12 protein-coding genes are annotated in these 24,906 nt (G+C 41.8%); 1 reads left to right on the top strand and 11 read right to left on the bottom strand.

Annotation, left to right across the window (positions count from 1 at the left end; translation table 11 throughout):
• Window positions 1–429: 429 nt before the first annotated feature.
• The 4 genes from G587_RS0120215 to G587_RS0120200 form a co-directional block, all read right to left on the bottom strand.
• On the bottom strand, window positions 430–879 hold the full coding sequence (locus tag G587_RS0120215; RefSeq protein ID WP_026493721.1) for an Hsp20/alpha crystallin family protein: 450 nt from the start codon (window positions 877–879) through the stop codon (window positions 430–432).
• 228 nt (window positions 880–1,107) lie between these two features.
• Window positions 1,108–1,245 carry a hypothetical protein gene (locus G587_RS25985; RefSeq protein WP_196812637.1) on the bottom strand — a complete coding sequence of 46 codons (138 nt, stop codon included), beginning with the start codon at window positions 1,243–1,245 and terminating at the stop codon, window positions 1,108–1,110.
• Between the two features lie 47 nt (window positions 1,246–1,292).
• Window positions 1,293–2,003 (bottom strand): hypothetical protein, encoded by a 711-nt coding sequence (locus G587_RS0120205; RefSeq protein ID WP_026493720.1) that lies wholly within the window; start codon window positions 2,001–2,003, stop codon window positions 1,293–1,295.
• Window positions 2,004–2,014: 11 nt separating this feature from the next.
• A complete protein-coding gene (locus G587_RS0120200; protein ID WP_026493719.1) occupies window positions 2,015–2,590 on the bottom strand; it encodes a helix-turn-helix domain-containing protein in 576 nt (191 codons plus the stop codon).
• A gap of 150 nt (window positions 2,591–2,740) precedes the next feature.
• On the opposite strand from G587_RS0120200, the gene G587_RS0120195 reads away from it, so the two are divergent.
• Window positions 2,741–3,649, top strand: coding sequence for a LysR family transcriptional regulator (locus tag G587_RS0120195; RefSeq protein WP_026493718.1), 909 nt, complete (start codon window positions 2,741–2,743; stop codon window positions 3,647–3,649).
• A 90-nt stretch (window positions 3,650–3,739) separates the two neighbouring features.
• Here G587_RS0120195 and G587_RS24875 read toward each other — a convergent pair whose 3' ends face one another.
• The 7 genes from G587_RS24875 to G587_RS0120150 form a co-directional block, all read right to left on the bottom strand.
• The gene (locus tag G587_RS24875; RefSeq protein WP_026493717.1) at window positions 3,740–9,322 is read right to left on the bottom strand and encodes a family 43 glycosylhydrolase; all 5,583 of its coding nucleotides are present in this window, start codon (window positions 9,320–9,322) and stop codon (window positions 3,740–3,742) included.
• Window positions 9,323–9,345: 23 nt separating this feature from the next.
• The gene (locus G587_RS24870) at window positions 9,346–15,129 is read right to left on the bottom strand and encodes a glycoside hydrolase (protein ID WP_051201198.1); all 5,784 of its coding nucleotides are present in this window, start codon (window positions 15,127–15,129) and stop codon (window positions 9,346–9,348) included.
• Window positions 15,130–15,289: 160 nt separating this feature from the next.
• On the bottom strand, window positions 15,290–16,348 hold the full coding sequence (locus G587_RS0120180) for a LacI family DNA-binding transcriptional regulator (protein ID WP_026493716.1): 1,059 nt from the start codon (window positions 16,346–16,348) through the stop codon (window positions 15,290–15,292).
• A gap of 203 nt (window positions 16,349–16,551) precedes the next feature.
• Entirely contained in the window at window positions 16,552–20,547 is a 3,996-nt protein-coding gene (locus tag G587_RS26430; RefSeq protein ID WP_242830120.1) for an endo-1,4-beta-xylanase, read from the bottom strand.
• Window positions 20,548–21,049: 502 nt separating this feature from the next.
• Complete coding sequence (gene rsgA / locus G587_RS0120160) at window positions 21,050–21,952, bottom strand: ribosome small subunit-dependent GTPase A (RefSeq protein ID WP_026493715.1); 903 nt, start codon at window positions 21,950–21,952, stop codon at window positions 21,050–21,052.
• Window positions 21,953–21,967: 15 nt separating this feature from the next.
• Complete coding sequence (pknB, locus tag G587_RS0120155) at window positions 21,968–23,974, bottom strand: Stk1 family PASTA domain-containing Ser/Thr kinase (protein WP_026493714.1); 2,007 nt, start codon at window positions 23,972–23,974, stop codon at window positions 21,968–21,970.
• The gene (locus tag G587_RS0120150; RefSeq protein ID WP_026493713.1) at window positions 23,971–24,714 is read right to left on the bottom strand and encodes a Stp1/IreP family PP2C-type Ser/Thr phosphatase; all 744 of its coding nucleotides are present in this window, start codon (window positions 24,712–24,714) and stop codon (window positions 23,971–23,973) included. The genes pknB and G587_RS0120150 overlap by 4 nt, the downstream gene beginning before the upstream one ends.
• Window positions 24,715–24,906: the final 192 nt, after the last annotated feature.

Here is a 24,906-nt window from a genome sequence, read left to right as displayed (position 1 = left end):
TAGTCAGATCAGGTAGATATATTTATTTCAAGCTGTGTAGCAGCTGTCCTTACATATCTGAGTTCTATGAAACACTTACAAATATAAGCAGCTTAAATCCACAGTTGGAATAGCAACTATTGATGTACCTTGATAACTTAAAAGTCTGTATTTCTGATTCATAGGGACAGTCTACCCATTTTTAAGACTGATTCCCGCTTATTCTAGGCATCCATTTCAAAAAATCGGATTATGAGTCTGATTTCAGAGGTTTAAGTTGTCATGAATAATTCAGGCTTAATATACGAATTATTGGTATATAGCTAAAAGTCTTTCTTATAGCTACAGCAAAGAAACGGCCCGGTGTAATCTTTGCACCGAGCCGTTTAAAGCAACATATTTAAGAGTTTTTAGGTGGAATTATCTTGACTATCTGCTTCTTACTTCTAATCAGCCTTCTATCATTATCATCTTCTTCTCAGGAACCTTAGCCTGCTCCTTCTTAGGAACATTGAGACTAAGTACGCCATCCTTGAAGCTTGCCTTGATATCTTCTTCTGTAAGATTCTCACCTACATAGAAGCTTCTCTGCATTGATCCGCTGTAGCGCTCCTGTCTGATGAGTTTACCCTTACTGTCTGTCTCATCCTTATCAAGGCCCTTAGCAGCGCCTACTGTAAGATATCCGTTATCAAGCTCAAGGGTAATCTCTTCCTTCTTAAATCCCGGAAGATCTATGTCAACTTCATAGTGATCCTCAGACTCATGAACATCAGTCTTCATCAATCTCTCAGGATGTCTTCCGTAGAGCTTCCTCTCGGTGTTATCGAAGTCGTTAAACATCGGGAAATCAAACCAGTTATCAAATAACTTCTCATCAAAAATACTAGGCATCAACATAATAATTACCTCCTATATATATGACTTTTATTTTCTTCGAGCATCGGAACCGGAGACTTTACAATTATTATTGCTCCCTTTATTTCTGTTCCCTTGTTCTATAACTGTTATAACACTTGTTAGCACTCTTGTCAAGTGAGTGCTAATTATTTTTTTAAAATAATCCGCATGCCTATAAACATGCGGATTTATCTGGATTTTCATCTTTTTCTTGGCTATGTTTGGTGCTTATTTTTTTACTTTTTCAAGAACCCATTTGCGCTCTTCATCTTCTTTCATTCCCCCATTTTCATAATATACAGGTGTAAGTTCCAGATTCTTTCCATGTATTTCATATTTCATAAACATCTTTGCCACCATATTCATTTTGCCAAATAATTCTACTTTTCTGTATCAAAAACAGCTCATTGATATCATTCATTCTGAAGTTTAATATATTCCTGAATTTTCTGTGCTATCCTTTTAGCATATTCGTTATCTTCCCTATGCACCTCTCCGTTAGGTGCAACTATCTTTGTTCCTATAAATATTCCATTATCTATCAAATAATTCACAGCAGCTGGGAAATATGGGATAGTATTCTTAATTGTTTCATTGTCAATGCTGTCAAAGTCTTTAATCCCAAAAGCTCTAAGAATTGAAACAACATCCAAAACATCCTGCTGTCTTGGCTCTAACTTTGCAAGCGCTATTCTGTCGTCCATTGCCCTTATTTTAAACATAAACAGTGACTCTAAATCCGCATAGAATAAATTAATGTTGGAAAAAGAGGCCTCTTCAAGCTTTTTCCATTTAACAAAGTATGCAAATTCCTCATTATAATTCTTTGTTCTGTTCCAGTGATTATTAAGCCACCCATCTTCGTCATTTGCTCCATATTTCTCGCCAATACTTTTAATAGCGCTTATTATTTCTTCAGGATAATCCTCTGTTAATGAGTCTATATCCCGACTCATGTCTCTCGGTCCCTCTATATCACCGAGTCTCTTGTGAATAATCATGGAAAATCCGCCTATTGCACGGACTTCAAGTATATATTGAGCATCATACTGATTCACAATGAACTTATTGAGCTCTTCCAACATTTTTATAAATATCTCGTAACTTACTTTATTTTCATCCATGGTAATTCCTTTCAGTATGCAATATTCATTTCAGAATAAGCAGGAAAAATATTATACGGATTCTGCGATATATAAAGCTTATCCGCTAATGGTTTTTGATTTTGCAACGATTTTAGATTAGGAAATTCTTTGATGAATTCAAGAAGCTTCTTCTGCTGATTCAGTATTGCAACCATTATGCATTTTGTCTTTTCTGAGAGCTTTTCATACTTGATGCAGCTAATTTCCATATCAGCGCGTTTACATGCAATGTCATCTCTGGACTTATGTTCCGGACTAAAATGATATTCTATGGCTATCAGGAAAAGTTTATTAAGTTCAGCATTTAACGTTCCATACATCTGACAATCCCAGTCCGTCTGATCCTGATAATAGATTTTTCTCTGAAAATAAGACTGGTTATAAGCATATATCTCATTTAAATCCATATCCAAGGCTGTAGCTAGCTTATTTGCAGTCTCAATTCCACATCTCCCAAAATCAGTCTGATTTTTTATTATCTTGAAAACATAGTTATAACCTACCCCGGAACGCTGCGATAATTGCGCCATATTGATATTCTTTTTGTATAATAAATCTTCAAACATATGCATTCTCCTTTTGCTTATTTTATCACACTTGTGATATTTTATCTATGATAATTCTTGTAGCAAATTTTCACCCTAATAAAAAAGTGAGTTCTTCAAACTATTTATATGGTATATTAGTAGGTAAATAAAACTAAGAGGTATCAAACCATGACAATATTACAGCTTAAATATGTTATAGCAATCGACGAGGAGTGTTCCATAAGAAAGGCCGCTGACAGACTATACGTATCTCAGCCCGGTCTTTCAAGTGCAGTTCGAGATTTGGAAAAGGAGCTAGGAATCCAGATTTTTGAACGAGTTCACAACGGCGTTGTTACAACATCAGCCGGTGCATCATTTATAGCTTACGCAAGGAATGCTGTTGAGCAGTTTGCAAAGGTGGAAGAAAAATATCTTAATAAGGGAAGCGTAAAGCCCACCTTCTCTGTTTCCATGCAGCACTACACGGTTGCAGTTAATGCCTTTATAGATACTGTTAAGGAATATGATTTCGATGAATATCAGTTTTCAATCAAGGAAACTCAGACAAGTGAGGTTATTGAAGACGTAAAGACTTTGAAAAGTGAAATCGGTGTCATCGCTCTTAGCGATTTCAATAAGAATACCTTTAAAAAGATATTTGCAGATGCTTCTCTGGAATTCCATGAGCTTTTCACCAGAAATACCTACGTTTATTTAAGAAAGGATCATCCTCTTGCCGACAGAGAAGAGCTTTCACTTGAAGATCTGCAGGACTATCCTTGCATGGTTTTTGATCAGGGTGATAATACCTCGTTCTATTACAGAGAGGAAGCTCTCGCAACCTATGATTACAAAAAGGTCATTAGCACTAATGAACGCGCTACTTCCATAGAGCTTATGCTTGGTCTTAACGGCTATGCGGTAGGCGCAGCAATGCTTGGTGACAGTCTTAATTCCTCAGATCTTACTCATATTAAGCTCAAGGAAGAAGAAACGCTTACCTTTGGCTATATCACAAGAAAAGGAATAAGCCTTAGTGAGATGGGGCAGATGTTTGTAGATAAACTCGAAAATTTTGTTCCAGAGCTAAATTAAAAATATCTTCACCAACATAAAAAAACAAATAATTTTACTCTTATAAAACAGCACCCTGCAGCTCTATACTGCAGGGTGCCTTCATTCTAATTATTTCTTCTTTCCTATGCTAATCTTCTTAAGCTTTCCATTCTTACCAAAGAGATATGTAAGCTTGCCGATCTTAACTTTTCCGGTTTGCATTACTCCTGACTTATCAAAATAGTAAAGCTTTCCTTTGATCATTCTAAGACCGGTGAGGACCTTTCCCTTGGCATTGGTATAGTATTTCTTACCATCAACCTTGTGGAAGCCCTTCTTGGCAATGCCCTTGCTGTTGAAGTAGTAGAGCTTTCCATTTAACTTCACAAGTCCCTTAACTGTACTTCCATCATCAAGAACAAGCTTATACTTACCTTTGTTCTTGCCCTTTTTGATCTTGCTAACCTTACCGGTTACAACTGTAGTATCTTCCTTTACTGCTGATCCGCCTGCAGGCTCATCGGATGTAACAGTCTCAGGCTTGCTTTCAGGCTGAGTCTCCTGGTTTGCGGGCTTATCCTCAGGTTTAACGTTAGACTCCTCCTCAGGCTTTTCTTCCGGTGTATCTCCGGGCTGAGGAGCAGGTTCAGGCTGAGGCTCGGGGTCGGTATTAGCTGGAGTCTTATCAAAATCGACTTCTCCATTGTAGAGCTTCATAACCTCTGCACTGTTAATGGGTCTGTCAAAAATGCTGTACTCATCTATCATGGCTGTTGTGTATTCACCGCCTCCCCAGTTAGCTTTACCTATCTGAGTAATTCCGTTTTCACCAAGGATATCTGAAATAACAACATCACTGTTAACTGCACTTACAAGCTTGCCGTTAACGTAGAGCTTGGTCATATCCTTCATGAATACAACTGTGACCATCTTCCACTTGTTGCTGTATCTGCCGATGTCAGCCGCATTGTTGGTACTTCTTGAACCATGGTTATCATATCTCTCAACATGAAGGAGCTTATCATTTGTTAAAGGATCAATGATTCCAAGGTAATGCTCGTTGTTATTCTGCGGAGCATCTGAGCTTCCTGCTGCATAGAACAGCCACTGGGTTTCATTTTTAACCTCAGTATTACTCCAGTAGTTTACAGTCAGTTCATCAAGCCCTGAAAGAAGTGAAGAGCCATCCTCGTTTGTAAGAGTAAGGTACTGCTTTGATTTTCTATCGAGCTTAATTGCCTTATTGCCATCTCGATCAGCCACATCATATCCGCTCTCACCGGGAGTTGCTACTGCACCGTTTCCTGCAAAGCCTGTTTCCTCATCATCGAATGTAAAATGAGCGATTGCAGCTTCTGCAAGAGATGTGGGATAGGTTACGTCGCTGTCATCATAAGCCCATTTTTTCTCAATGGCCTTATACTCTTCATCGGTTATTCCGATTACTGTTCCGTGTCTCATTGTGGACGGGAAGGAATACTCACCCTTTTCAACTCTTGTAAAGCTGCCACTTCCGATGTCTGTTGTCAGGCATGGATAATATCCGCCACCTCCAAAGTTATCAAGGAGCATGCACCACTTGTTTTCATTGTTGAACTTGAAAATTGTTCCGCCTTCAACCCACTGATTCTCGTTGAGGAAGCTTGAAGGAATACGTGTCCACTCACCTGTAAGTGATGATGCAGTTTCCAGAATTTCAAACTTACCGCTATCAGGATCACCCTCTGCTACTGCAGCATGTGAACCAGCTTCATCTTTTGAGATACGATAATAGGTCTTTGTTCCGTCTGCATTATCCACAGCTATTACAGATGTGTCGATAACACTGATATTTTCACCGTTTTTATTCTTTAAGTGAATCCATACCTTAGGTTCTGAGAAGGTATAGAAATCTCTTGTGGTTGCATACCATACCTTATGATAGTTATCTATCATTGATGCCCAGAATACTATGTATTCACCTGTCTCATCATCATAGAAAGCTTCCGGAGCCCATGTACAACCGGCTGCATCGTCCGCAACCTTTACCATACGCTGCTCGCCCCAGTTCACCAAATCTGTAGACTCCCAAACCATGATACTCTTGGAACCATCAGTCTGAGCAAGTCCCCAGCCGCGTCCATTGTTGATCTTAAGGTCTGTTGCAATAAGATAAAACTTATCGCCCTCAGGTGATCTTATTATGAAAGGATCTCTGAGTCCCTTTTCACCCAATGTTGATGTAATGACAGGATCACCTACGTTAAGTGCTGACCAGTTAAGACCGTCCTCACTGTCTGCAAAGTATATCTGCTCTCCGTTAGCTGTGTTTTCACCTGTGAAATATGCAAACAGATAGTGGGTAAGGTTCTTTTCTGCAACCTTAGCCTTTACTGTAAGCTCGATGTCTCTTTCTACAGTCTCTGATCCAATTGTAAGAGTTGCTGTAAGTGTTACCTTCTCATCCTTATCTGTTCTGTTTACAACACCCTTTTTGATGCTTCCGTTATCCTCATCGGATACAATCTGAGGTGCAGAGGATTTCCATGTGATCTCTGATCCGTTTTCACCCTTTTCAGGAAGTGTTATGTTTCCTCTTACATCATTAGCATTAGGAATAGTGATCGCTTTTGCATCTGCCTCAAGTGCATCCTTAGATGATCCAACTGTAACAGTCATCTTAAAGGTCTTCTGCTCATCAGAGAGGTTCTGCATCTCTACTTCTTCTGTACTTGCAAATACAGGTCTTCCATCTTCATCAAATCTGAGGATAGCCATGTGGGCATTTCTGCAGGGATCATAGAGAGGATCCTTATCATGCCACTCACACTGCTCCTTGTAGCACTTCTCATCTCTTGCATGATAAACAACGATGATGTTTCCGTCCTTATCAACAGTAAAGCTGTTATGTCCGGGTCCATACTGACCTACAAGGTCCTCAGTTTTAAGTGCTGCATATTTGCTCTTTTTCCAGCTGTCTGGATCCATCAGATCAGAATTCTCATCTGCTGTAAGAAGTCCCATACAATACTCAGGGCCTGTTGTAGAACCTGAAAATGCTACATAAATCTTTCCATCCTTTTTAAGAACCGCAGGGCCTTCGTTTATTTTTTCACTGCCATTCATCTCCCAAGAGTACATAGGCTCGGAAATAGTGACAGGATCTGATGCAAGCTTCCAGGGCTCCTCTGTATTAAGCTCTGCCATCTTAAGAACAGACGCGCCATTTTTATATGCCCAGATAACGTAGCTCTTAGCACCTGAAGTGAACATTGTCATATCAAGTGTAAATGCGTCAAAGGCACCCTTTTCATTTCCGTCCTTGTTTACAAATCTTCCCTTCTCTTCCCACTTTTCAGGATTAAGAAGATCATTGGAATCTGTGCAGTGAAGTACGTAAGGTCTGATGCTCCACTTATTTCCATCGCAGCTTCCTGCAAAATATACATACCAGTCACTGCCAATCTTATGAAGCTCAGGTGCCCAGATGTGATACTGCAGCTCTCCGTTTTCATGCGCATTCCATACAGTTACATCCTCTGCTTCAGCCAGACCTGCAAGAGTCTTACTTCTTCTGAGTGCAACCCTGTCGTAGCCATGATTCTCATCGCCATAAGCAGGCCATGAAGATGTCATGTAATAATATCCATCTGCATCATTGTAAACAACATAGGGATCAGCCTTCTGCTCTGCCACAGGACTTCCAAAGTAGGTAAGCTTTCCTGTAAGCTCATGTGTGCCAACAGATAAATCCTTTGCATTTATTACTCTGTTTCCATCCTTGTCAAACCAGGCAATAACTGCATCCTCTTTAGTCTCACCATTATTGAAGGTGATCTTTGCTCCTGTATTTTCAAGGAATGAATAATCCTCACCGGGTGTTACTGCAAGGCTTTCAGTATAGTTTGCTTCAACCTCGGTAACTCTGATTCCAAGATCCTTTACAGGCTCCTTTTCCTCATCTTCCTCGCTGTATTCTTTATACTCGACTGCTTCCACATCCTTACTTTCATAGAGCGCAACAATTTCTTTTTCGGAAAGAGCTCTGTTGAAAACAGCAAGATCATCCATGATCATTTCAGAATACTCACCATTTCCCCAGTTAGCCTTACCGATCTGAAGAATTCCATTATCACCGCCAAAGATGTCCTTAAGAGATACTGTGGAATCAACGCAGCCTTTAACCTTTCCATCGATATAAAGGTATGTGCTGTTCTTAGTAGCCACAACAGTTACCATCTTCATACCGGAAACCTTGCCGGTAGAAGCTGCTGCAGGTCTTGGCTGATTATTGCTGTAATATCTTTCAACTGATATGCTCTTATTTTCAAGAGGATCTGTTATTCCGAGATATTTCTCACTCTGCCATGACTGCTGATTTGTGTTGGGTGCTGCAAAGAATGCCCAGCTTGTTCCGCTGCTGAGTGCTTTACTAAAGAAGTTTATTGTAACTGTCTCAAGTCCTGAGAGAACATTCTTCTCACCATCAACACTCTTTACATCGAGCCACTGGTCTTTTCCAAGCTTTATAGCCTTTTTACCAACGCCTTCATTCTCTCCGTTTTCAACAAGCTGATATCCGCCATAGGAGGTTGCCTTAGCGCCTCTTCCGGTAAAGCCCTTCTCCTCACTGTCAAAGGTAAAATGAAGAACGAGGTTGCTGTCTCCGATTTCCTCTACTCCGGGATCCTCTTCTTCAGGAGTCTCGGGCTCTTCTACAATCATACCCTTATAGGATTCATAGATATCCTTTACGTCATCTTCTGAAAGAGCCCCATCATATATGGAATATTCATCAAGGAACAGGTCTGAGTACTGTCCACCATCCCAGTTACCTTTACCGATCTGAAGAATACCATTCTCTGCAAAAATATCTGAAAGAGCTACTTCGCTGTTTTCAACCTTCTTGCGCTCACCGTTTACATAAAGTTTTACGGAATCTGCATTAGCAACTACCGTGACCATTTTCCAGTCATTCTCTGTGTAGGGTGTCCATGTAGTGACAGGTCTTGCCTGACCGTTGCTGTAGTATCTCTCAACATCTATTACGTTGTCATTCTTCTTAGTGTCGATTACACCGAGATACTTTTCCCACATCCATCCCTGTCCATCAGCAGAAGGTGCTGCGAAAAATGACCAGTTGGAGGTTGTGTTGTAATTGGTCTTACTGAAATAGTTAATTGTTATGTTTTCTAACCCTGAAAGGATATTCTTACCTTCAGCATCCTTAATATCAAGCCACTGTCCCTTATCCTTCTGGAGCTTTAAAGCGCCGCTTCCAATTATCTTTTCATCAGAGGTTACAGTTAAGTTTCCATCCTCTGAATCGTAGCTATAGGCTTTTATTATACTGCCTTTTCCTGAATCGTCTGAAATGCTTTCATCAAAGGACATGTAAAGAATACGACTTACTTCTTTTTCTTCAGGAGCTGCATCCTTCTCTGTTTTTTCAGCCTCGTCTGTCTTCTCCTTATCATCTTCTGTAGACTTATCTTCTGTGTCATTATCAGCTGCTGCAGATTCTGAATCCTTATCAGCCTCATCGACCTCTTCACCTTCTTTTTCATCACCGGTGTTACCATCTGTTACAGCAGAATCATCTGCTGTAACAGCAAGCTCTTCAGTATCAGTATTAGCTTCAGCGCGTACCTGCAATCCCCCTGCAGGTACTGCCGTAACTGTCATGGCTGCTGATAGAGCTACAGCAAGCCATCTGTTTTTACCTTTCCACATAACCTTCTCCTTCCCCAATCGGATTAGCGTACTCCCTTAAGTTTTCCGGATTTACCAAAGTTATAAGTAGTTCCTTTGATCTTAATTTTTCCGGTTCTCATGACACCGTCTTTTCCGAAGTAGTAAACGTCATCACCAATCTGGGTGATTCCCTTAGCCATCTTTCCGTTTTCATTAAAGTAATACTTATTTCCTTTAATCTTCTTGAATCCGGTAGCTACAAGTCCCTTCTTATTGGTGTAATATTTTCCTCCCTTTACCTTATGGAAGCCCTTCTTTGCATAACCGTTCTTATCAAAGTAATATTTTTTGCCATTGATATTTACAAAGCCCTTAGCATAGGAGCCATCAGAAAGCTTAAGTCTGTAAGTACCCTTTTTCTTACCCTTCTTAACCTTTGTGAGTGTGCCACTGATGCCTTCCTGCTTGACCTCTGTATTTGTCTTATTGTCTGAAGGAGTCTCTACCTTGTCGTTTTTCTTATCATCTGTAACAATCTGAGGATCCTTGGTCTCTTCATTAGGCTCATCCTCTTTTTCATCAGAAGGCTTAACTGCCTCTTCTTCAGAGTTCTTAACAATACCGATGAATGAAAGAACAGGATCAGCGCTTGCCTTCTTGCTGATGCTTACAGTTACTGTCCCCTTCTTGGTAACTGTAAATGAAAGACTCTCTACTCTGGTGCTGTCATTGGATGCAAGTGTGAAGTCCTTTGTTGCAAGCTCACCCGCTTCATCAGTTACACGAATTCTTATTCTTCTGGAAGTGTTCCACCACTCCTGATAACCGGTAAGAACTGTGTATTCACCTTCCTCAAGCTCAAATGAATAATCAATATTCTTATTTGTTCCTGCCCAGTAACCATGCTCAAACACACCGTTTCCGGCATTCTTTATACCGATATCATTTATAGCCTTCTCACTGTCATCAGCGATGAGTGTTCCTGTATAGCCTGCCTTGTTTTCTTCTGAGTAAGCCTGATCTGCTACGCTGTTACGAAGCTTATTTCCGGGCTCACTCTTTGCAAGCTCAAAGAAGTCTGCTTTAGTACCATCCTCTGTGCCTGCGCAGTCGAAGAAGTATACAAGCTTTGAAGGAATGATGCTTACCTGATAGGTTATCTTCTTACCGTTATCTGTAGTTCCAACAACTGTAAACTCTCCGGCTTCCTTAACGTTATCTGTATTCCAGGTTACGGAAACAGTGCTTTCACCGCCGTTCTTTTTAACAATACTTATTTCAGAAGGAAGAAGCTTATTGAGCTCCTCTACTGATGAAGCCTTTTCAGGAAGGTCAGTCTTAATGGTAAAGCCTCCCATATCATCAAGAACTTCAAGCTTCCAGTCGGAATATTTACCTATAGCAATTTTTCCTTCAGAGCCAAACTCAATAGGAAGCCATACATATCTTGAATCCTTAAGTCTATCCTCAAACCAGCGGTCCCCCATATAGATGAATTTTCCGGCTTCAGGATCAACAGGTATTACGCAGGTGCTCTGTGTATCATAGGTTGTTTTGGAGGTATCCTCTGTGCAGGGATCACCCATAACAGTCCATTTACTCATGAGATCAGTTGTCACTGCATAGCTTGCCTGGTTAGGTGACCAGCCTGTGCAGCCTGAGGTGATGAGATAATATCTTCCCTCATACTTAAACATTGCAGGCGCTTCTCTCATGTTTTTAGAGATCATGTTGTAGTTCTCACCGTACTTTGCGCCTTCTGTATCAGCTGCAAGGCCTGTATAAGTATCATCAAGCTCAGCTATATACATGTTTGCATTACCGTCTGATGAGTAGATCACATAAGCTTTTCCGTTATCATCCTTAAAAAGGTTCATATCTCTTGATGAGCCCTTAACCTTATCCCAGCCAAGGTCTGCATCATCAGCGCTTAAAAGCTTTCTTGTTGTTATAAATTTGAAGGGACCTGCAGGGCTGTCAGAAGTTGCGATACCTACCATAGCCTTGCCGTACTGTGAGCTGTCTCCGCCATTTCTTGTTGAAGGCATGAATCCGTCACAGTGCCACCACATTACATATTTTCCTGTCTTTTCGTTATAAAGGACCTTAGGCCTCTCCATAACTGTGCGGTCATCTGCTATATTCCAGTAGATTTCCTCGAGCTTACTTGTGTACTCATTTGTGTCATCAGCAGGTGCACCCTTGTAATCTCCATAGAGACTGCTGAAGTACTCATCTGTATCAAAAATGCTGAGATCTGCTGTGTAATCTGCACTTGTAAACTTCCTATAATCCTTTTCAGAAACAGGGATTGCCTTAAATACAACTCCCTCATCTGTCCAGTTATAAAGGTCAGTTGATGAATAAGCATGTACTCCTGTCACAGGATCCATGTTGTAGGTCTTATCTTCGCCGTACCAGTAATACTTTGTCTCACCGTTTACAGTAAACTTCTGAACCTGTCCGCCGTGAGCCTGTACCATCTCTCCGTTATTGTCGTAGATAGGTTCGCCGGCAACTCCGGTAAAGCTTGTATAGGTTGTCTTAAAGCTCTCCTTGGAGCGCTTTGCCTTTACTATGATGTAGCTAAGGATAGGATCCTCACCTCTGCTTCCTGCCTCAGGATTATGTACAAAAAGATTGAGTTCGTTATCAGTAACTGTTACATCGTAGTTTTTCTCAATAGTTGATTTATCACTTATACTGAGCTGCTTTGCTACGTTCTTTCCTTCGAGCTCGATATCAACCTTCTTGGAGCCCCATCCTGAAGGAACCTTGAAGCCTACTGATACTTCATACTCGTTGCTGCTTCTCTCAGGAAGGTCGAAGGTGTATGCAAAGCCTGAAACACCCTTTACGAAATTGATCTTATCTGACATGTAATAGCAGGTATCAGTGATTGATCCGTTTGTATTACCTGTCTGGATCATCATGCTATTTTCATTGTCAGCAGCATGTCCCCACTTAAGACCTGTCTCCTCATCAGCGCCATACTCCTTGTCTGTAACTGACTGATAGAGACCAGCCTTGTAGCCTGAGGGAACTCTTGTATTATCTGTTGTTCCGCAGTCTACAAGATAAAGCATGTAATCATTTGCTGCGATCTCGTCCTCTGTGAAGGTCTTAGCATCAGGTGTTGTTTCCTCCATATCCTTATCGAAAACAACATGATCAATAATGTAGGTTGTGATTGAATCACCCTTTACAGTTGATGTCATATACTTTTCAGAAGTATTCACAACGATATCTGCAGCATCTGAAACATCTGCCCAGTTCTCGCCGTTTTCAAGTGAACCGCTTGTTCTGATTGCTGTTACATCTGAGCCTGTTGATACGAAGCCTGCAAGGTTAAACTTCCATGTCTCATCATTCCGGCTCTTATTTGTTGCCACGATTACAAGCTTTCTACCCTTAGGATCATACGCTGCAACTGTGTCATTTCCTGAACCCATAAGTGTATAGCCGGGTCTTATATATCTTGAGTACTGGCCGAAGGAATAGTACTTCTTTGTAAGAACTACCTTCTGGTTGCTGTGATCTGCAATTGCAACTCCCCAGAGGCTCTTGCCTTCCTTCTCGTTGTTATTGCCAAGCCACTCCTCAAGGCTGTCTGAATTGTCATACTTGTTATAAGCTTCCTTATACTTTGATGCTGTCTCGTTTGCAGCAATGTCTTCCTTATCTGAAATATGAGTATCGATGATATCCCAGATTATCCAGGCTGAAGGCATAAGGCCGTTCAAGTCTGTGATAAGTCTGTCTGAAAAGCCGAGTGCGCTTGACATCTCTCCTGCGCCTGCCACGGTAAATGCGCCATCAACTTCACTCATCCAGAGGTTCTCGCCACTCTCTTCAGCAAGCTTTCTAAGACCCTTGCGGTTACTTCCACTGTAGGTGTGGGTATCAATTCTTGTTACATAATTCTTTGCCTCGTCTGAAAGAGCCTTGTAGGATGTAATAGCTGTATCGATGCTTGTTTCATCTGATGCTGAAAGAATTACATCTCCAAGCCCTTTTTCCTGGAGCTTCTTAGCAAAGGCTGTGATGATTCTTGACTGGGACTCGCCAATATCAAAGTGGCAACCCTCCTGCTTATCGCTGTTTGCTGCCCAGTAATCTGTGTATGGCTCGTTCATAGGTGTTGCACTCTGGAAGATGATGCCTTCCTTGTACCAGTGTTCAACCACATCAGCCATGTATGTAGCAAAGGCTTCAACAGAATCCTCTCTGAGGTTATCCTTGCTTGCACTGTTATTTCCTGAGGAGCATCCGCTTACTGTCATGAAGTACGGAGGTGAATTTGAAAATGCCTCAGCTATAAAGTTATCAGCGCCTGCCTTGGCTATGGCAGCCTTAAGAACATTTACCTGATTTTTATCTGCATCCCAGTCATAGTTCCATGCAAAGCCGCAGCTTGTATCGTATCTGTCGAAGGCTGAAAGATCTGTATCATCAGTAATCTTAGTTACATCTACGCAATAGCCGGGAACTGCTGAATCGGATCTTACGATGTGTGCCGGATGAGCAAAGGGTGTGTTCGGAACATTTGAATAATCAATGTCTTCTGAATATTCATCAGCACCCTCGGGAAGTACTCCCTCGTCACCGTTTTTCACAACAAGAAGCTTAACAAAATCCAGTGTCCAGTCGTGTACGCCACCGATTGTAAGTACGTTTCTGCCCTCAGTGAGCTTTACGTTCTTAAATGTAACTCTGTAGAGCTTATCGTTTGTTGTCTCAGCGATAATGTCGCTGTTTACTTCAGCGCCGCTAACTTCATATTTCTCTGTAACAGTCTCACTTGTAGAAGGAGCCGCCGCCTTTTTAGCAGGCTCTACACCTGCTTCAGAGGGAGCTTCCTGCTCATCCTCAATAGCCTCTGGCTCATTCTCTGTTTCAGTTTCTTCCTGAGAGGGCTGCTCATCCTCTACTGCAGATGCATCGCCATCCTGAAGCTCATTATTTTCGTCCGGAGTTGTAACATCTGCAGGCTCTGCGTTGCCATCTGTAATAGCATCCTCTGTAGCTATGTCAGCTTCCTCACCAAGAGTAACAACTGCCACATCAGCGTCCTCTGCAGCAGCTTCGTTTATATCAGGAGTTACCTCTACGCTCTCCGTGCTGACAGCAGCTCTGTCAACCTTAAGTCCGACGCCTCTGCTATTCTCACCGGAAAGTGTAAATAACATTTTTACCGTGTACTCATCTGTTGCAGCTGCATCCATATTGAAAACAAGATTTCCACCGCTTCCGGGTACATCATCAAGTTCATTTATCCATCCGATAGTATTGAATTTGCCGACCTTATCTCCCGCTGCAAATCCAAAGTCAGCATCCGCCTTAAGATATCTGGCATTGCCGAATTTTCCCATCTCACTGCAGTTCATATTTGAACCGGTGTATGGAGTTACCGCTCTGTCAGCGGTCATTATTATTGCTTTCTTATTCCTCGGAACCTCCACCTTTTTGCCATTGTCATGGAGCTCATAGGTGTTGTCGCCGCCGCCCACATTGTAGCGTCCGATGGTAAGACCAAGGCCTTCATTTTCATCGAAGAAATATGTGGCAGCCTGCTGCGTAAGCTCATCGCTGTAACCGATACGATTAGCCCACCAGCAAAGAGAAGTTCCAAATCCCTGGAACTCTCCAAGCCCGTCACCATCTGTGTCATTAAAGGTTGAAAAATCTTTGGTATTGATCTTGACAGTCTTATCGACTTTAGACTCAGCTGCTCTGGTTGTGATAGCTGCTCCTTCAAAAGGCAGCCCACCAAGCAGCGTCACTGCAGAAACTGATGCGGATAGAAGCGCACAAGTCCCCCGTTTACATAAACCCCTTCTCTTCATAAATATCCGTCCTCCCTAAATTATTGAAATAATCTAACCCTAATTATTGAAAATATTTATGAGTGTAAGTAAAATTTTATTTCATTTTTTACTTACTAACAATGGGGTGTTTTTACTGAAAATTTACTTAATTATTTATGTACTTTTTCGTATGGACAAATTATATCTTTTTTACACTGTCTCTCTTTGAAAGACCTGTGGGCACAAGAACCCTTATAGGCAGCATATTTTCATCAAAGAAAAGCTGTGTCATGGTATTAACCGCAACCTTCGCCATCTCATCTATGTAGATATGAATACCAGACAACTGAGGCTGTGTGTAGGTCGCTATAATCGTGTCGTTAAAGCCAAGAACACTGGCGTCATCAGGTATAGACAAGCCGGCACTCTGAAGCCCTCTCATAACATTGATAGCTGTAGTCTCATTAAAAGCAAAGTACGCGGAAGGGCGCTCCTTCTTATCACAATCAGAGATAAACTCTGCAATCTTCTCAATAGCATTACTTCCGGTGGAATCCGTCTCAATATATACAGGCTCCATATCATCCTTATGGATCTTAGCCATATCCTTGAAAATCCTGCGCCTCATCTCAGGAGCCTTATCTCCCTTTGAATTACGGGTTTCAACAGGTCCCACGAAGGCTATTTTCTTATGTCCCATCTCCAAAAGATAATCTATCCCCTGTACCACTCCTGTCTCATAGTTAGGCTGAACAGAGCAGTATTTTATTGCATCCGGAGCTGAATCAAGGAATACAATTCTTGAAGTAAGTCTCTCCATGGCCTCAACCCGTCGCCTGGAAAAAGGTCCAATTGCTATTATTCCATCGATGCTGTTTCCAACCATCCTGTAGCACTCTTCTTCGCTGTCAAACTGAAGCATTGTGGTCTCGATGCCCTTTTCAAGGCATACTCTCTCCACATTACTTTTAAGATAAAGATAATATGTATCATCAAGGAGCTCCGTGGTGCTGTGCATCTCGATAATACCTATCCTCTTGGCTGACAGAACCGGTCTGTTAACATCAAGAAGCTCATCAACAGGAAGGTTTCCCTGCTTTCTCTCAAACTTTGTCTTATAATTCAGCTTCTCCGCAGTATCAAAAATAATCTCACGGGTGCTCTGAGGAACATTCAGGGTCTCATCCCTGTTCAGTACTCTTGAGATTGTTGCCACTGAAAAGCCACATTCATTTGCAATTTCTTTTAAAGTAGACATATTTTCCCTTTTCAAATCTCACAAATAAAAACTATTCGATCAATGTCGGTAACATTTTTACTAAATTTTACCACTTTTACCTTATGCAGTCACGGATAAAATTCTATCAGTTACAGTTTCCGGAAATAATCGCAGTGAATGAATAAAATAAAAACTGCGCAGAAGAAAGTGTTCCTCTGCGCAGACATGTTCTTTAAAAATTTTTAGTTAAAAGAATATCCGATTGTATCGCCGATTGAACCTTCACCGAGAGCACCGAACTCAACGCTCTGTCCATTAGCGATATATCCGTTCCAGTCAACGGGAGTAATTACATAGTACTCACCATCCTCTGTCACATTTACGTTCCAGCTTGATCCAATGTTGATATTACTCTTCTTGAGCTTAAGTGTCCATGTATTCACATCAGCTCCAGTGTTGTTGGAAATCTTAAAACTTACCTGATAACCGCTTCCCCAGCTGTTTATTGAGTAATCAAGTGCAAGGCCATCTGAAGCAGGTGTCTCAGGCTGAGGGTCCTCTGCAGGAGTTTCAGGCTGAGGATCTTCAGCGGGCTGCTGACTTCCGCCCTGCTCACCTTCGATCTTCTCAAACTGCCACTGCTGGTTAGGATTACCATAGTATGTCCACTGGCAAACGTTTGTGCCATCAGCTGTCTTATGCTCGTATACATCTACATTCTTTGTACCGTTTGAAGCCTTGGTAGCAATTGTGTAAATGCCATCCTTGTCTGTTTTTCTAACTACAAACTTCTGAGCATCTCCGCCGTAGCCCTGGTAGATACCGATGTTTGCTCCATCCTCGTCCTCACCGTTAGCAACGTCGAGCATTACGCTTCCGAGCTTACTTGTAAGTGTGATAAATCCGTCATCAGTATTGGTTACATACCACTTCTGTCCGTCTACGCCTGTTCCTGTGCTGATGTATACATTTACCCATCCATCTGCATTGTTGCCTTCTACAGTAAGGTACTTCTGTGAAAGTGTATTCTTGAGGTAATACCAGCCATCAGCGATGTAAGCTGCATCATGTGTATCACCTGCGTTCTCAGGCTCTTCTGTCTGAGGATCCTCCTGAGGTTCTTCGTTCTGAGGATCATCTGAAGGTGTAGGTGTCGGAAGAGGCTGAGGTGTATAGCCTGATGTAGGTGTTCCAAAGGTCTCTGTGTAAGCCTGGATTACCTTGTCATAAGCGGGCTTCTTGGATGTAGGTGTGCTGAAAAGTAACGGCTTAGCATTATTTATCCATGTTACCTGATCTGAAAGTCCCCACCATGTAATACTTGTGATCTTCCCACCATTCTTCTTAAGTGAGTTAATGTTCTTGTACAGATTATAAGCATAATTTGAAAGATCATTATCTCCGCTGTTTGTGATATCCATCTCTGTGATCTGAACTTCAAAGCCTGCATTCAGGAATGACTTAAGTGCAGTTGTGTAGTAATCAACAGAAGGATAATTTGTTCCAAGGTGAGACTGCATTCCCACACCTGAGCAAATCTTCTGGTCAGAATTGATATAGTTCACAAGCTTGATTACATCATTAACCTCCATGTATGTGTTGTAATCGTTGTAGAAAAGTGAAACTGAATCTGTAAGCTTAAAGTAATCAAGTGTCTGATAAGCGTATGTAAATGCCTTCTTAACATAGGGAGCATTTACCTTATTGTTGCCGTATACAGCTTCCCAGCCGGAGTTACTTGCATGAAGGATCTCGTTTGCAATATCCCATGCATAAACTACACTGCCGTACTCGCTAAGGTATACATGGTTCATAACTGTCTTTACGTACATCTCAAGACGTGCATCCATTGTGCTCTGATTTACAAAGCCACCATTTCCTGCATATCCGTTTCTGAAGAACCATGAAGGAGTCTGTGAATGCCATACAAGTGTATGAGCTCTCATTCTAAGACCGTTGTTGTAGCAGATCTTCATTACTTCATCAACTGTATTGAAGTTGATCTGAGGAACTGTTGATTCCTTATAATTGTCCGGGATATAGTATCCACGGTTCTTTGCTTCGCTTACTGAAATGAGCTTAGCTGAGCCACCAAGAAGTGCGTCGGGCTTCATCTCATTTTCAAGTGTAATACTGTTGTAGTTCTTCTTGATAAGATCAAGAGTGTTTGCATCTCTAAGCTGATAAAGGTTGATGCAGGTTCCTGAATATCCGAAGGTCTGACCATAGGTATTAAGGAGAGTTAAGTCGGAAGGATTAAGAGCCTGTCCGCCCTGACCCTGGTTACCGGACTGGTTGCCACCCTGGTTATCAGAGGATGAACCTGAACCGTTATCCCATGAAAGGTAATCAAGATATGCATCCCATGTTCCGTCATCGGATGTAACTGTAAGCTCAACAGTTGTAGCACCAGTTGCATGGCTTACGTTCTCGATAGTGTACTCAGCAGGATACTCATCGCCGTAGTAGAAGGTTCCCTTGGACTCTCCGCCAATCTTAAGCTCTACCTTAGCCATATTGCTGTTGTTGGAGCATCCTCGAAGTGTAAAGTTGTGAGTACCATAAGCAAAGTACTGGTCAAAGCTTACAGTGTCCTTGTTAGCATAAAGAGCAACGCCGTTGAAAGGACTTGTAATAGTACCTGTGTACTGACCGCTCTTGATCATGTTCTCACACTCGAACTTGCTGTTGTTAGTCTGGCTGTCCTGATTCTGACCCTGGTTATTATCCTGACCCTGGCCTTCATTTCCGCCCTGGTTTCCGCCGCCTGCTGTCTCACCTGTGCCTGCAGCCTTCCAGTAATCAAACTCAAAGCTTCCGTTAAATACAAAGCAGATGTTCTTTATACCGGATACATTTTTCATAGTGCCGGTAAACTCTGTATTCTTGTTGTTTGTGTTAGAAAGATTGATTGTACCAAGGAGACTTCCGCTGGGACTTCCGTCTCTTACCTGGATAGTACCTGTACCTCTGCTGTTAACGCTTACTGTTATGGAGCTAAGTCCCTTGGAGAAGTTAACTCCCTTAACCTTTGTGTAGTCGCCGTTAGAGATACTGTCAACCCATGCTGTTCCGTCGCCGTTACCTGAAACGCCGATTCCGCTCTGAGTAAACATTGTCTCAGCCTGAACAGCAGAATAAGGATCAACATATGAAGTCTGTGAAACACCTGTCATTGAAGGTGTAAGTGAACTGATCTTACCATTTGAAACTGTAAGCTTATCAATCTGAGTTGTTCTGTAGCCAAGGCTCTTACCTATAAGCTTGGATTCAACTGATCTTGTGTGATAAGCAAGGTAGTAGTTTCCGCCAAATTCGAAAATCTGGTGATGGTTATTACCTGTTGAGCCGTTAAAGAAGACACCGGGATTCTTCATAACTTCGCCCTGATAGGTAAAAGGTCCCATAGGACTGTTACTTGTCATATACTCAATTGCTGCATTATTGAATCCATTCTTGCAGTTCCAGTTAGAGCAATATGAATAGTAATACTTATTACCGATCTTATTGATGCCTGAGTCCTCGAAGAGATAAGGTGCATCAATTGTAGCTGCTGAGCCTGAAACGCTTGTCATATCAGCGCCAAGCTTGATAACTCTTGCTGTCTTGGGATGCTCGAACTGATTGTTAGGTATTCCGCCACCGAAGTAGAGGTATCCTGTTCCATCAGAATCCACAAGAACTGCAGGATCAAACATCCATGTTACTCCACTGCATCCGGGTGTAGCACCTGTGATAAGTGCCTTACCGATAGGATCCTTCCATGGTCCTGTCGGTGAATCCGCTGTAAGAACACCGATTCCGCTTCCATTATTTGCAAAATAAAGGAAGAATTTATCCTTACCGTTTATCTTCTTACTTGTAATACAAGGTGCCCATGAATTCCTGGCCCACTTTGCTGCTCCACCGCTTCCTGCAATCTTGAAGCTGCCGTGATCTGTCCAGTTAACCAGATCCTTGGAAGAATAACAGTTCAATGTGTCAATCTTCGCATAAGTGTTTTCGTTGTTACCTGCAAGCTCCTGAGAGTCATTGGTTGCATAGATGAAAACCTCATCGTTATACACCATAACTCCGGGATCTGCGCCGTAGTTCTGAGTTACTACAGGGTTGTTCTCATTATCACCCTTAACGTAGGAACTATTTACCACACTGGCAGCTAACGAATTTGTTCCGTTTCCTATGACAAGCCCCCCAACCATCATAAGAGACAATAAAAACGTTAAATGTCTTTTCATTGCTTCCCCTTTCCTTTTTTCAAAACTTTTTCTCCCGCGTGCAATCCCGTGTTTACACGCTTTTTCGCATTCGAGCTAATTCATTCTAGCAACAAAAAAATCTTTATACTTATCACATATTGCAGGCGAATAGCCATATATTGCGTTTTTACTGTAATTTCTTTGTGCACATTTTTAGTTTCCATGACCTCTCTTCCAGTCTTTATGTGCATGTTTGACTATTTTATGAGTTTTTCGTTTCAAATATTAATGTTTTATTAAGATTTATATGGGGAAAGCAGGCACTTAGCGGCCATGAGAATATATTTTTCTACATTCAAAAACCGATGTGACAGACTTGGGGGCTATCACACCGGTTTTTGAAAAATATAATAAAAAAGTTTGGAATAATGATATTGTTGTATAAGTTGTTTATTCATATACAACATAAACAATTGTAACATTTATGTAATAATTGTCAATATGTTTTCAAATATTTTTTCAAATTATTTTCAAAAACCAGTTATCTGTATACCGGTTTCATGTTTTTTAGCTCCTGATAGATGATCTTATAGTTGTCATAACGCACCTTAGATATCTCTCCTGCATCCAGAGCAGCCTTAACGCCGCAATCCGGCTCTGCAATATGGCTGCAGCCACCAAACCTGCAGGAGGGCTCATACGGTTCAAATTCGGGGTAATAAAGCGGCAATTCCTCCGCTGTAATATCTTTTAGCGCAAGAGATGTAAAGCCCGGTGTATCGAATATATAGGTAGCCTCATTTTCATCAGAAAGAGCTGAAATATAAAACATCTCTGAATGTCTGGTGGTATTGCGGCCTCTCGATATCTTACGACTGAGCTCACCTGTCTCCATTGCAGCCTCAGGATGAAGCTTATTAAGAAGCGATGACTTACCAACTCCGCTTGGTCCGGCCACAACAGAGGTCTTACCCTTTAGCTTCTCACAGAGTCTGTCAATTCCAACACCCTCGTGAACGCTTATGAAAATAACCTCATATCCGCATTTTTCATAGGCATCCATAAGCTCCTGCTGTTCTTCCTCCGACGCAATATCCTGCTTGTTGAAGCATATGATGACCGGAAGCCCGTTTCTTCTCATCTGTATCAGGAATTTATCAAGCACGTTGTAGTTAGGATCCGGCTTAACAATTGCAAACAGAATAACCGCCTGATCGACATTAGCGACCGGCGGTCTTATAAGCTCATTACGCCGAGGCAATATCTTTGTGATATTGCCTGTTCCGGCGTCATCATCAATTATTTCAATATCTACATCATCACCTACAAGAGGCTTTATATTGTCTTTTCGGAAAATGCCCTTGGCTTTACATTCATAAACCTTTTCACTACCGATGTTCACATAGTAAAATCCGGCGATTCCTTTAACAATCCTTCCCTTCATAGACACTCCAAAAAACTAATTTCCCTGATTAAAAGTAACAGCTCTTGTAACTGTATATTCCTCGGAAGTACCTCCGATAATGTTACCATACTCATCAGTAGTTGCAGGGCTTGTAGCTGTATAAGTAAATGTTATTACTCCTGTTGCTGATGTAAGTCCGGTACGAACAACTCCTGTAATCGGGAAAGAAGCTGTTGTGGTATCAAGAAGTGATGTGCCATCAGCGGTAACAAATGAAACGTGAACGGATACTCCGTCTGTATAGTTCTGTCCCTCTGTGGGAGCAGCTATGTCTCCTGAAAAGCTGTAGGTTATACTTGCAGGTCCTATAGACTTTTCAAGATTGATGGCAGTTCCGGGCTCAACCATTGTTCCAACAGGCTGGCTCTGAGCTGTTACAACATCTACACCATAGGTGTCACTATTAACATCAACGACCTGTCCCTGAACGAGGCCTGCCTCTGAAAGTGCTGCTATAGCCTCTTCGATAGAAATACCTACAAGATTAGGTACTGCAACCTTATTATCAGCCTCTGCAGTAGAAGCTTCTGCGCTGCTGGCCTCTGTAGAAGCCTCGGCAGATGTCTGAGCCTGTGCTTCAGCTCCCTTACCTGTACTTACAACAATCGTAACTGTTGATCCGCTCTCTGCGTAGGTATTAGCCTCAGGAGTCTGTGAAACTACTGTATTCTTGGCAAGAGTGCTCTCATCATCTTCTATCTTTTCAAATTTAAAGTTCTTATCCTTAAGTGCTGTTACAGCTTCAACATATGAGAGACCTGTAACATTTGGAATCTGTATTCCATTTTCAAAAGAAGAAACATCTCCTGAAGCCTCAGAGAAAATCTCCTCCTCTGTAGAACCGCCAAGGATTCCAAGGGATCTCCCCACAAGGATAATAACTATGATTCCGACAAGAACCGCACCTATAATAGCAAGAGCAACAGTCAGTCTCTCAATACGGTTACTGTCTCCGAATGAATGGGGAGCATAATCATCCTCATCATCCTCGTAGTTATCATCATGGCGTCTGATATATTCCTTCTCACGTCTCTTCTGATTCTCGTACTCACGGATGCTCTCTTCATTAAGTCTCATCCGCTCTGTTTCGCTCATGCCGCCGATGCTCTTTGCTTCCTCTTCGGTCGCAACTCTGGTAGCACCCTCTTCATCAGGATCAACGAGATTAACAAAATCCTCATCAGGTGTTATGAGTGATCTCTTAAGGTCTGTTATGAGCTCAGCTGCGCTCTGATATCTTCTGTCAGGACTCTTCTGACAGCACTTCATTACTATCTTCTCAACACTTATCGGAATCTCATCGCTAAACTCTGCAGGAGAAGGTAAATCCTCCTGTATATGCTTAATAGCTATTGCGACTGTAGTATCTCCGTTAAAGGGAAGTCTTCCTGTGAGCATCTCAAACAGAGTGATACCAAGTGAATATACATCACTCTTGGCGTCTGAATAGCCGCCTCTTGCCTGCTCAGGGGATGTGTAATGAACAGATCCCATAACATTGGAGGTGATGGTATTACTGGTGGCAGCCTTGGCAATACCGAAGTCTGTAACCTTTACCTTACCTTCCTTGGAAATAATTATATTTTGAGGCTTTATGTCTCGGTGAATAATGTGGTTATTGTGAGCAGCTTCAAGTCCCATTGCAACCTGGATTGCAATACTTACTGCCTCCTTCACCGAAAGCCTTGATTTCTTTTCTATATATCTCTTAAGGGTAATACCGTCCACAAGCTCCATTACAATGTAATGAATACCGTTCTCATCACCAACGTCATAAACATTGACGATATTGGGATGCATAAGTCCTGCGGCAGCCTGGGCCTCGACACGGAATTTAGAGACAAAGTTATCATTCTCTGAAAATTCCTGTTTTAGGACTTTTACAGCAACGGGTCTATTTAACTTATGATCTTTTGCCCTGTAAACATCAGACATACCGCCGGTTCCTATTTTTTCAAGGATCTCGTATCGGTCTCCGATCATCATTCCTATCTTAATCATTCAGCTCCTCCGTCAGCAAAAGGCTCAATCAGGATAACAGCGATATTGTCCTTACCGCCATGCTGGTTTGCCATATCCACTAACTTCTGTGCCTTCTCTATAATATCTCTCTGTCCACTGACAATCATGCGGATTTCCTGATCCTCCAGCATATTGGTAAGGCCGTCGGAACACATGAGCACGATGTCCCCCTTTTCGAGCTCAACGTTAAAGAAATCAACATCAACAGTATCATCAGCGCCGATCGCACGAGTAATGATATTCTTCTCTTTATGCGTACGGGCTTCCTCAGGATCAAGGCCGCCTGCGCGTACCATCTCCTGAACAAGTGAATGATCACGAGTAATCTGCCTTATGTCATCACCAATGACATAAAGTCTGCTGTCTCCAACATTCGCAACCTGAAGGTAGCGTCCCATAACTGTTGCAGCAACAACAGTCGTACCCATACCGTAGAGGTGTTCATCCTCTGCAGCCTTGGCACGCAGTTTCTGATTCGCAATCTTAATTGCATTCTCAAGTATTCTCACCGGATTCTGCTCGAAGGATCTCTCGATTTCCTCCACCATGGTATTAACGGTGAATTTAGAAGCATAATCCCCTGCATTGTGTCCGCCCATTCCGTCAGCCACAATGAATACGTTAGACAAATTACCAATTCGTCTTTCGGAGGAAAATACATAATCCTGATTCAGTTTTCTTTTCTGACCAACGTCAGTAATGGAAAATGTCTTAAGCAAGGATGTCTCCGATCAATAAATTATTTTTGGCTTATAGATGCTCATTATATCGTTCATAATGAACCTTTGCCAATATAAAAATATACCACAAAATAGGCGCTTTGACAATAATTTAGGGACAAAGTATATCGTCCTCTGCCCGGTGTTTATAAAACCACCAGTCCAGATTCTGACACACTTTGTCCCATTCAT

Origin of the sequence: Butyrivibrio sp. XPD2002 (assembly GCF_000423945.1) — a bacterium.
Taxonomy (GTDB): Bacteria; Bacillota; Clostridia; order Lachnospirales; family Lachnospiraceae; genus Butyrivibrio.
The sequence above is the reverse complement of the archived record's forward strand: the minus strand, read 5'-3'. Positions and strand labels throughout refer to the sequence as shown.

Excerpts from the sequence above, each read along its gene's own strand:
- G587_RS0120205 (WP_026493720.1), bottom strand. The coding sequence starts at position 2,003 with ATGGATGAAAATAAAGTAAGTTACGAGATATTTATAAAAATGTTGGAA.
- G587_RS0120215 (WP_026493721.1), bottom strand. The coding sequence starts at position 879 with ATGTTGATGCCTAGTATTTTTGATGAGAAGTTATTTGATAACTGGTTT.
- G587_RS26430 (WP_242830120.1), bottom strand. The coding sequence starts at position 20,547 with ATGAAAAGACATTTAACGTTTTTATTGTCTCTTATGATGGTTGGGGGG.
- G587_RS24875 (WP_026493717.1), bottom strand. The coding sequence starts at position 9,322 with ATGTGGAAAGGTAAAAACAGATGGCTTGCTGTAGCTCTATCAGCAGCC.
- rsgA (WP_026493715.1), bottom strand. The coding sequence starts at position 21,952 with ATGAAGGGAAGGATTGTTAAAGGAATCGCCGGATTTTACTATGTGAAC.
- G587_RS25985 (WP_196812637.1), bottom strand. The coding sequence starts at position 1,245 with ATGAATATGGTGGCAAAGATGTTTATGAAATATGAAATACATGGAAAG.
- G587_RS0120195 (WP_026493718.1), top strand. The coding sequence starts at position 2,741 with ATGACAATATTACAGCTTAAATATGTTATAGCAATCGACGAGGAGTGT.
- G587_RS24870 (WP_051201198.1), bottom strand. The coding sequence starts at position 15,129 with ATGAAGAGAAGGGGTTTATGTAAACGGGGGACTTGTGCGCTTCTATCC.
- pknB (WP_026493714.1), bottom strand. The coding sequence starts at position 23,974 with ATGATTAAGATAGGAATGATGATCGGAGACCGATACGAGATCCTTGAA.
- G587_RS0120200 (WP_026493719.1), bottom strand. The coding sequence starts at position 2,590 with ATGTTTGAAGATTTATTATACAAAAAGAATATCAATATGGCGCAATTA.
- G587_RS0120180 (WP_026493716.1), bottom strand. The coding sequence starts at position 16,348 with ATGTCTACTTTAAAAGAAATTGCAAATGAATGTGGCTTTTCAGTGGCA.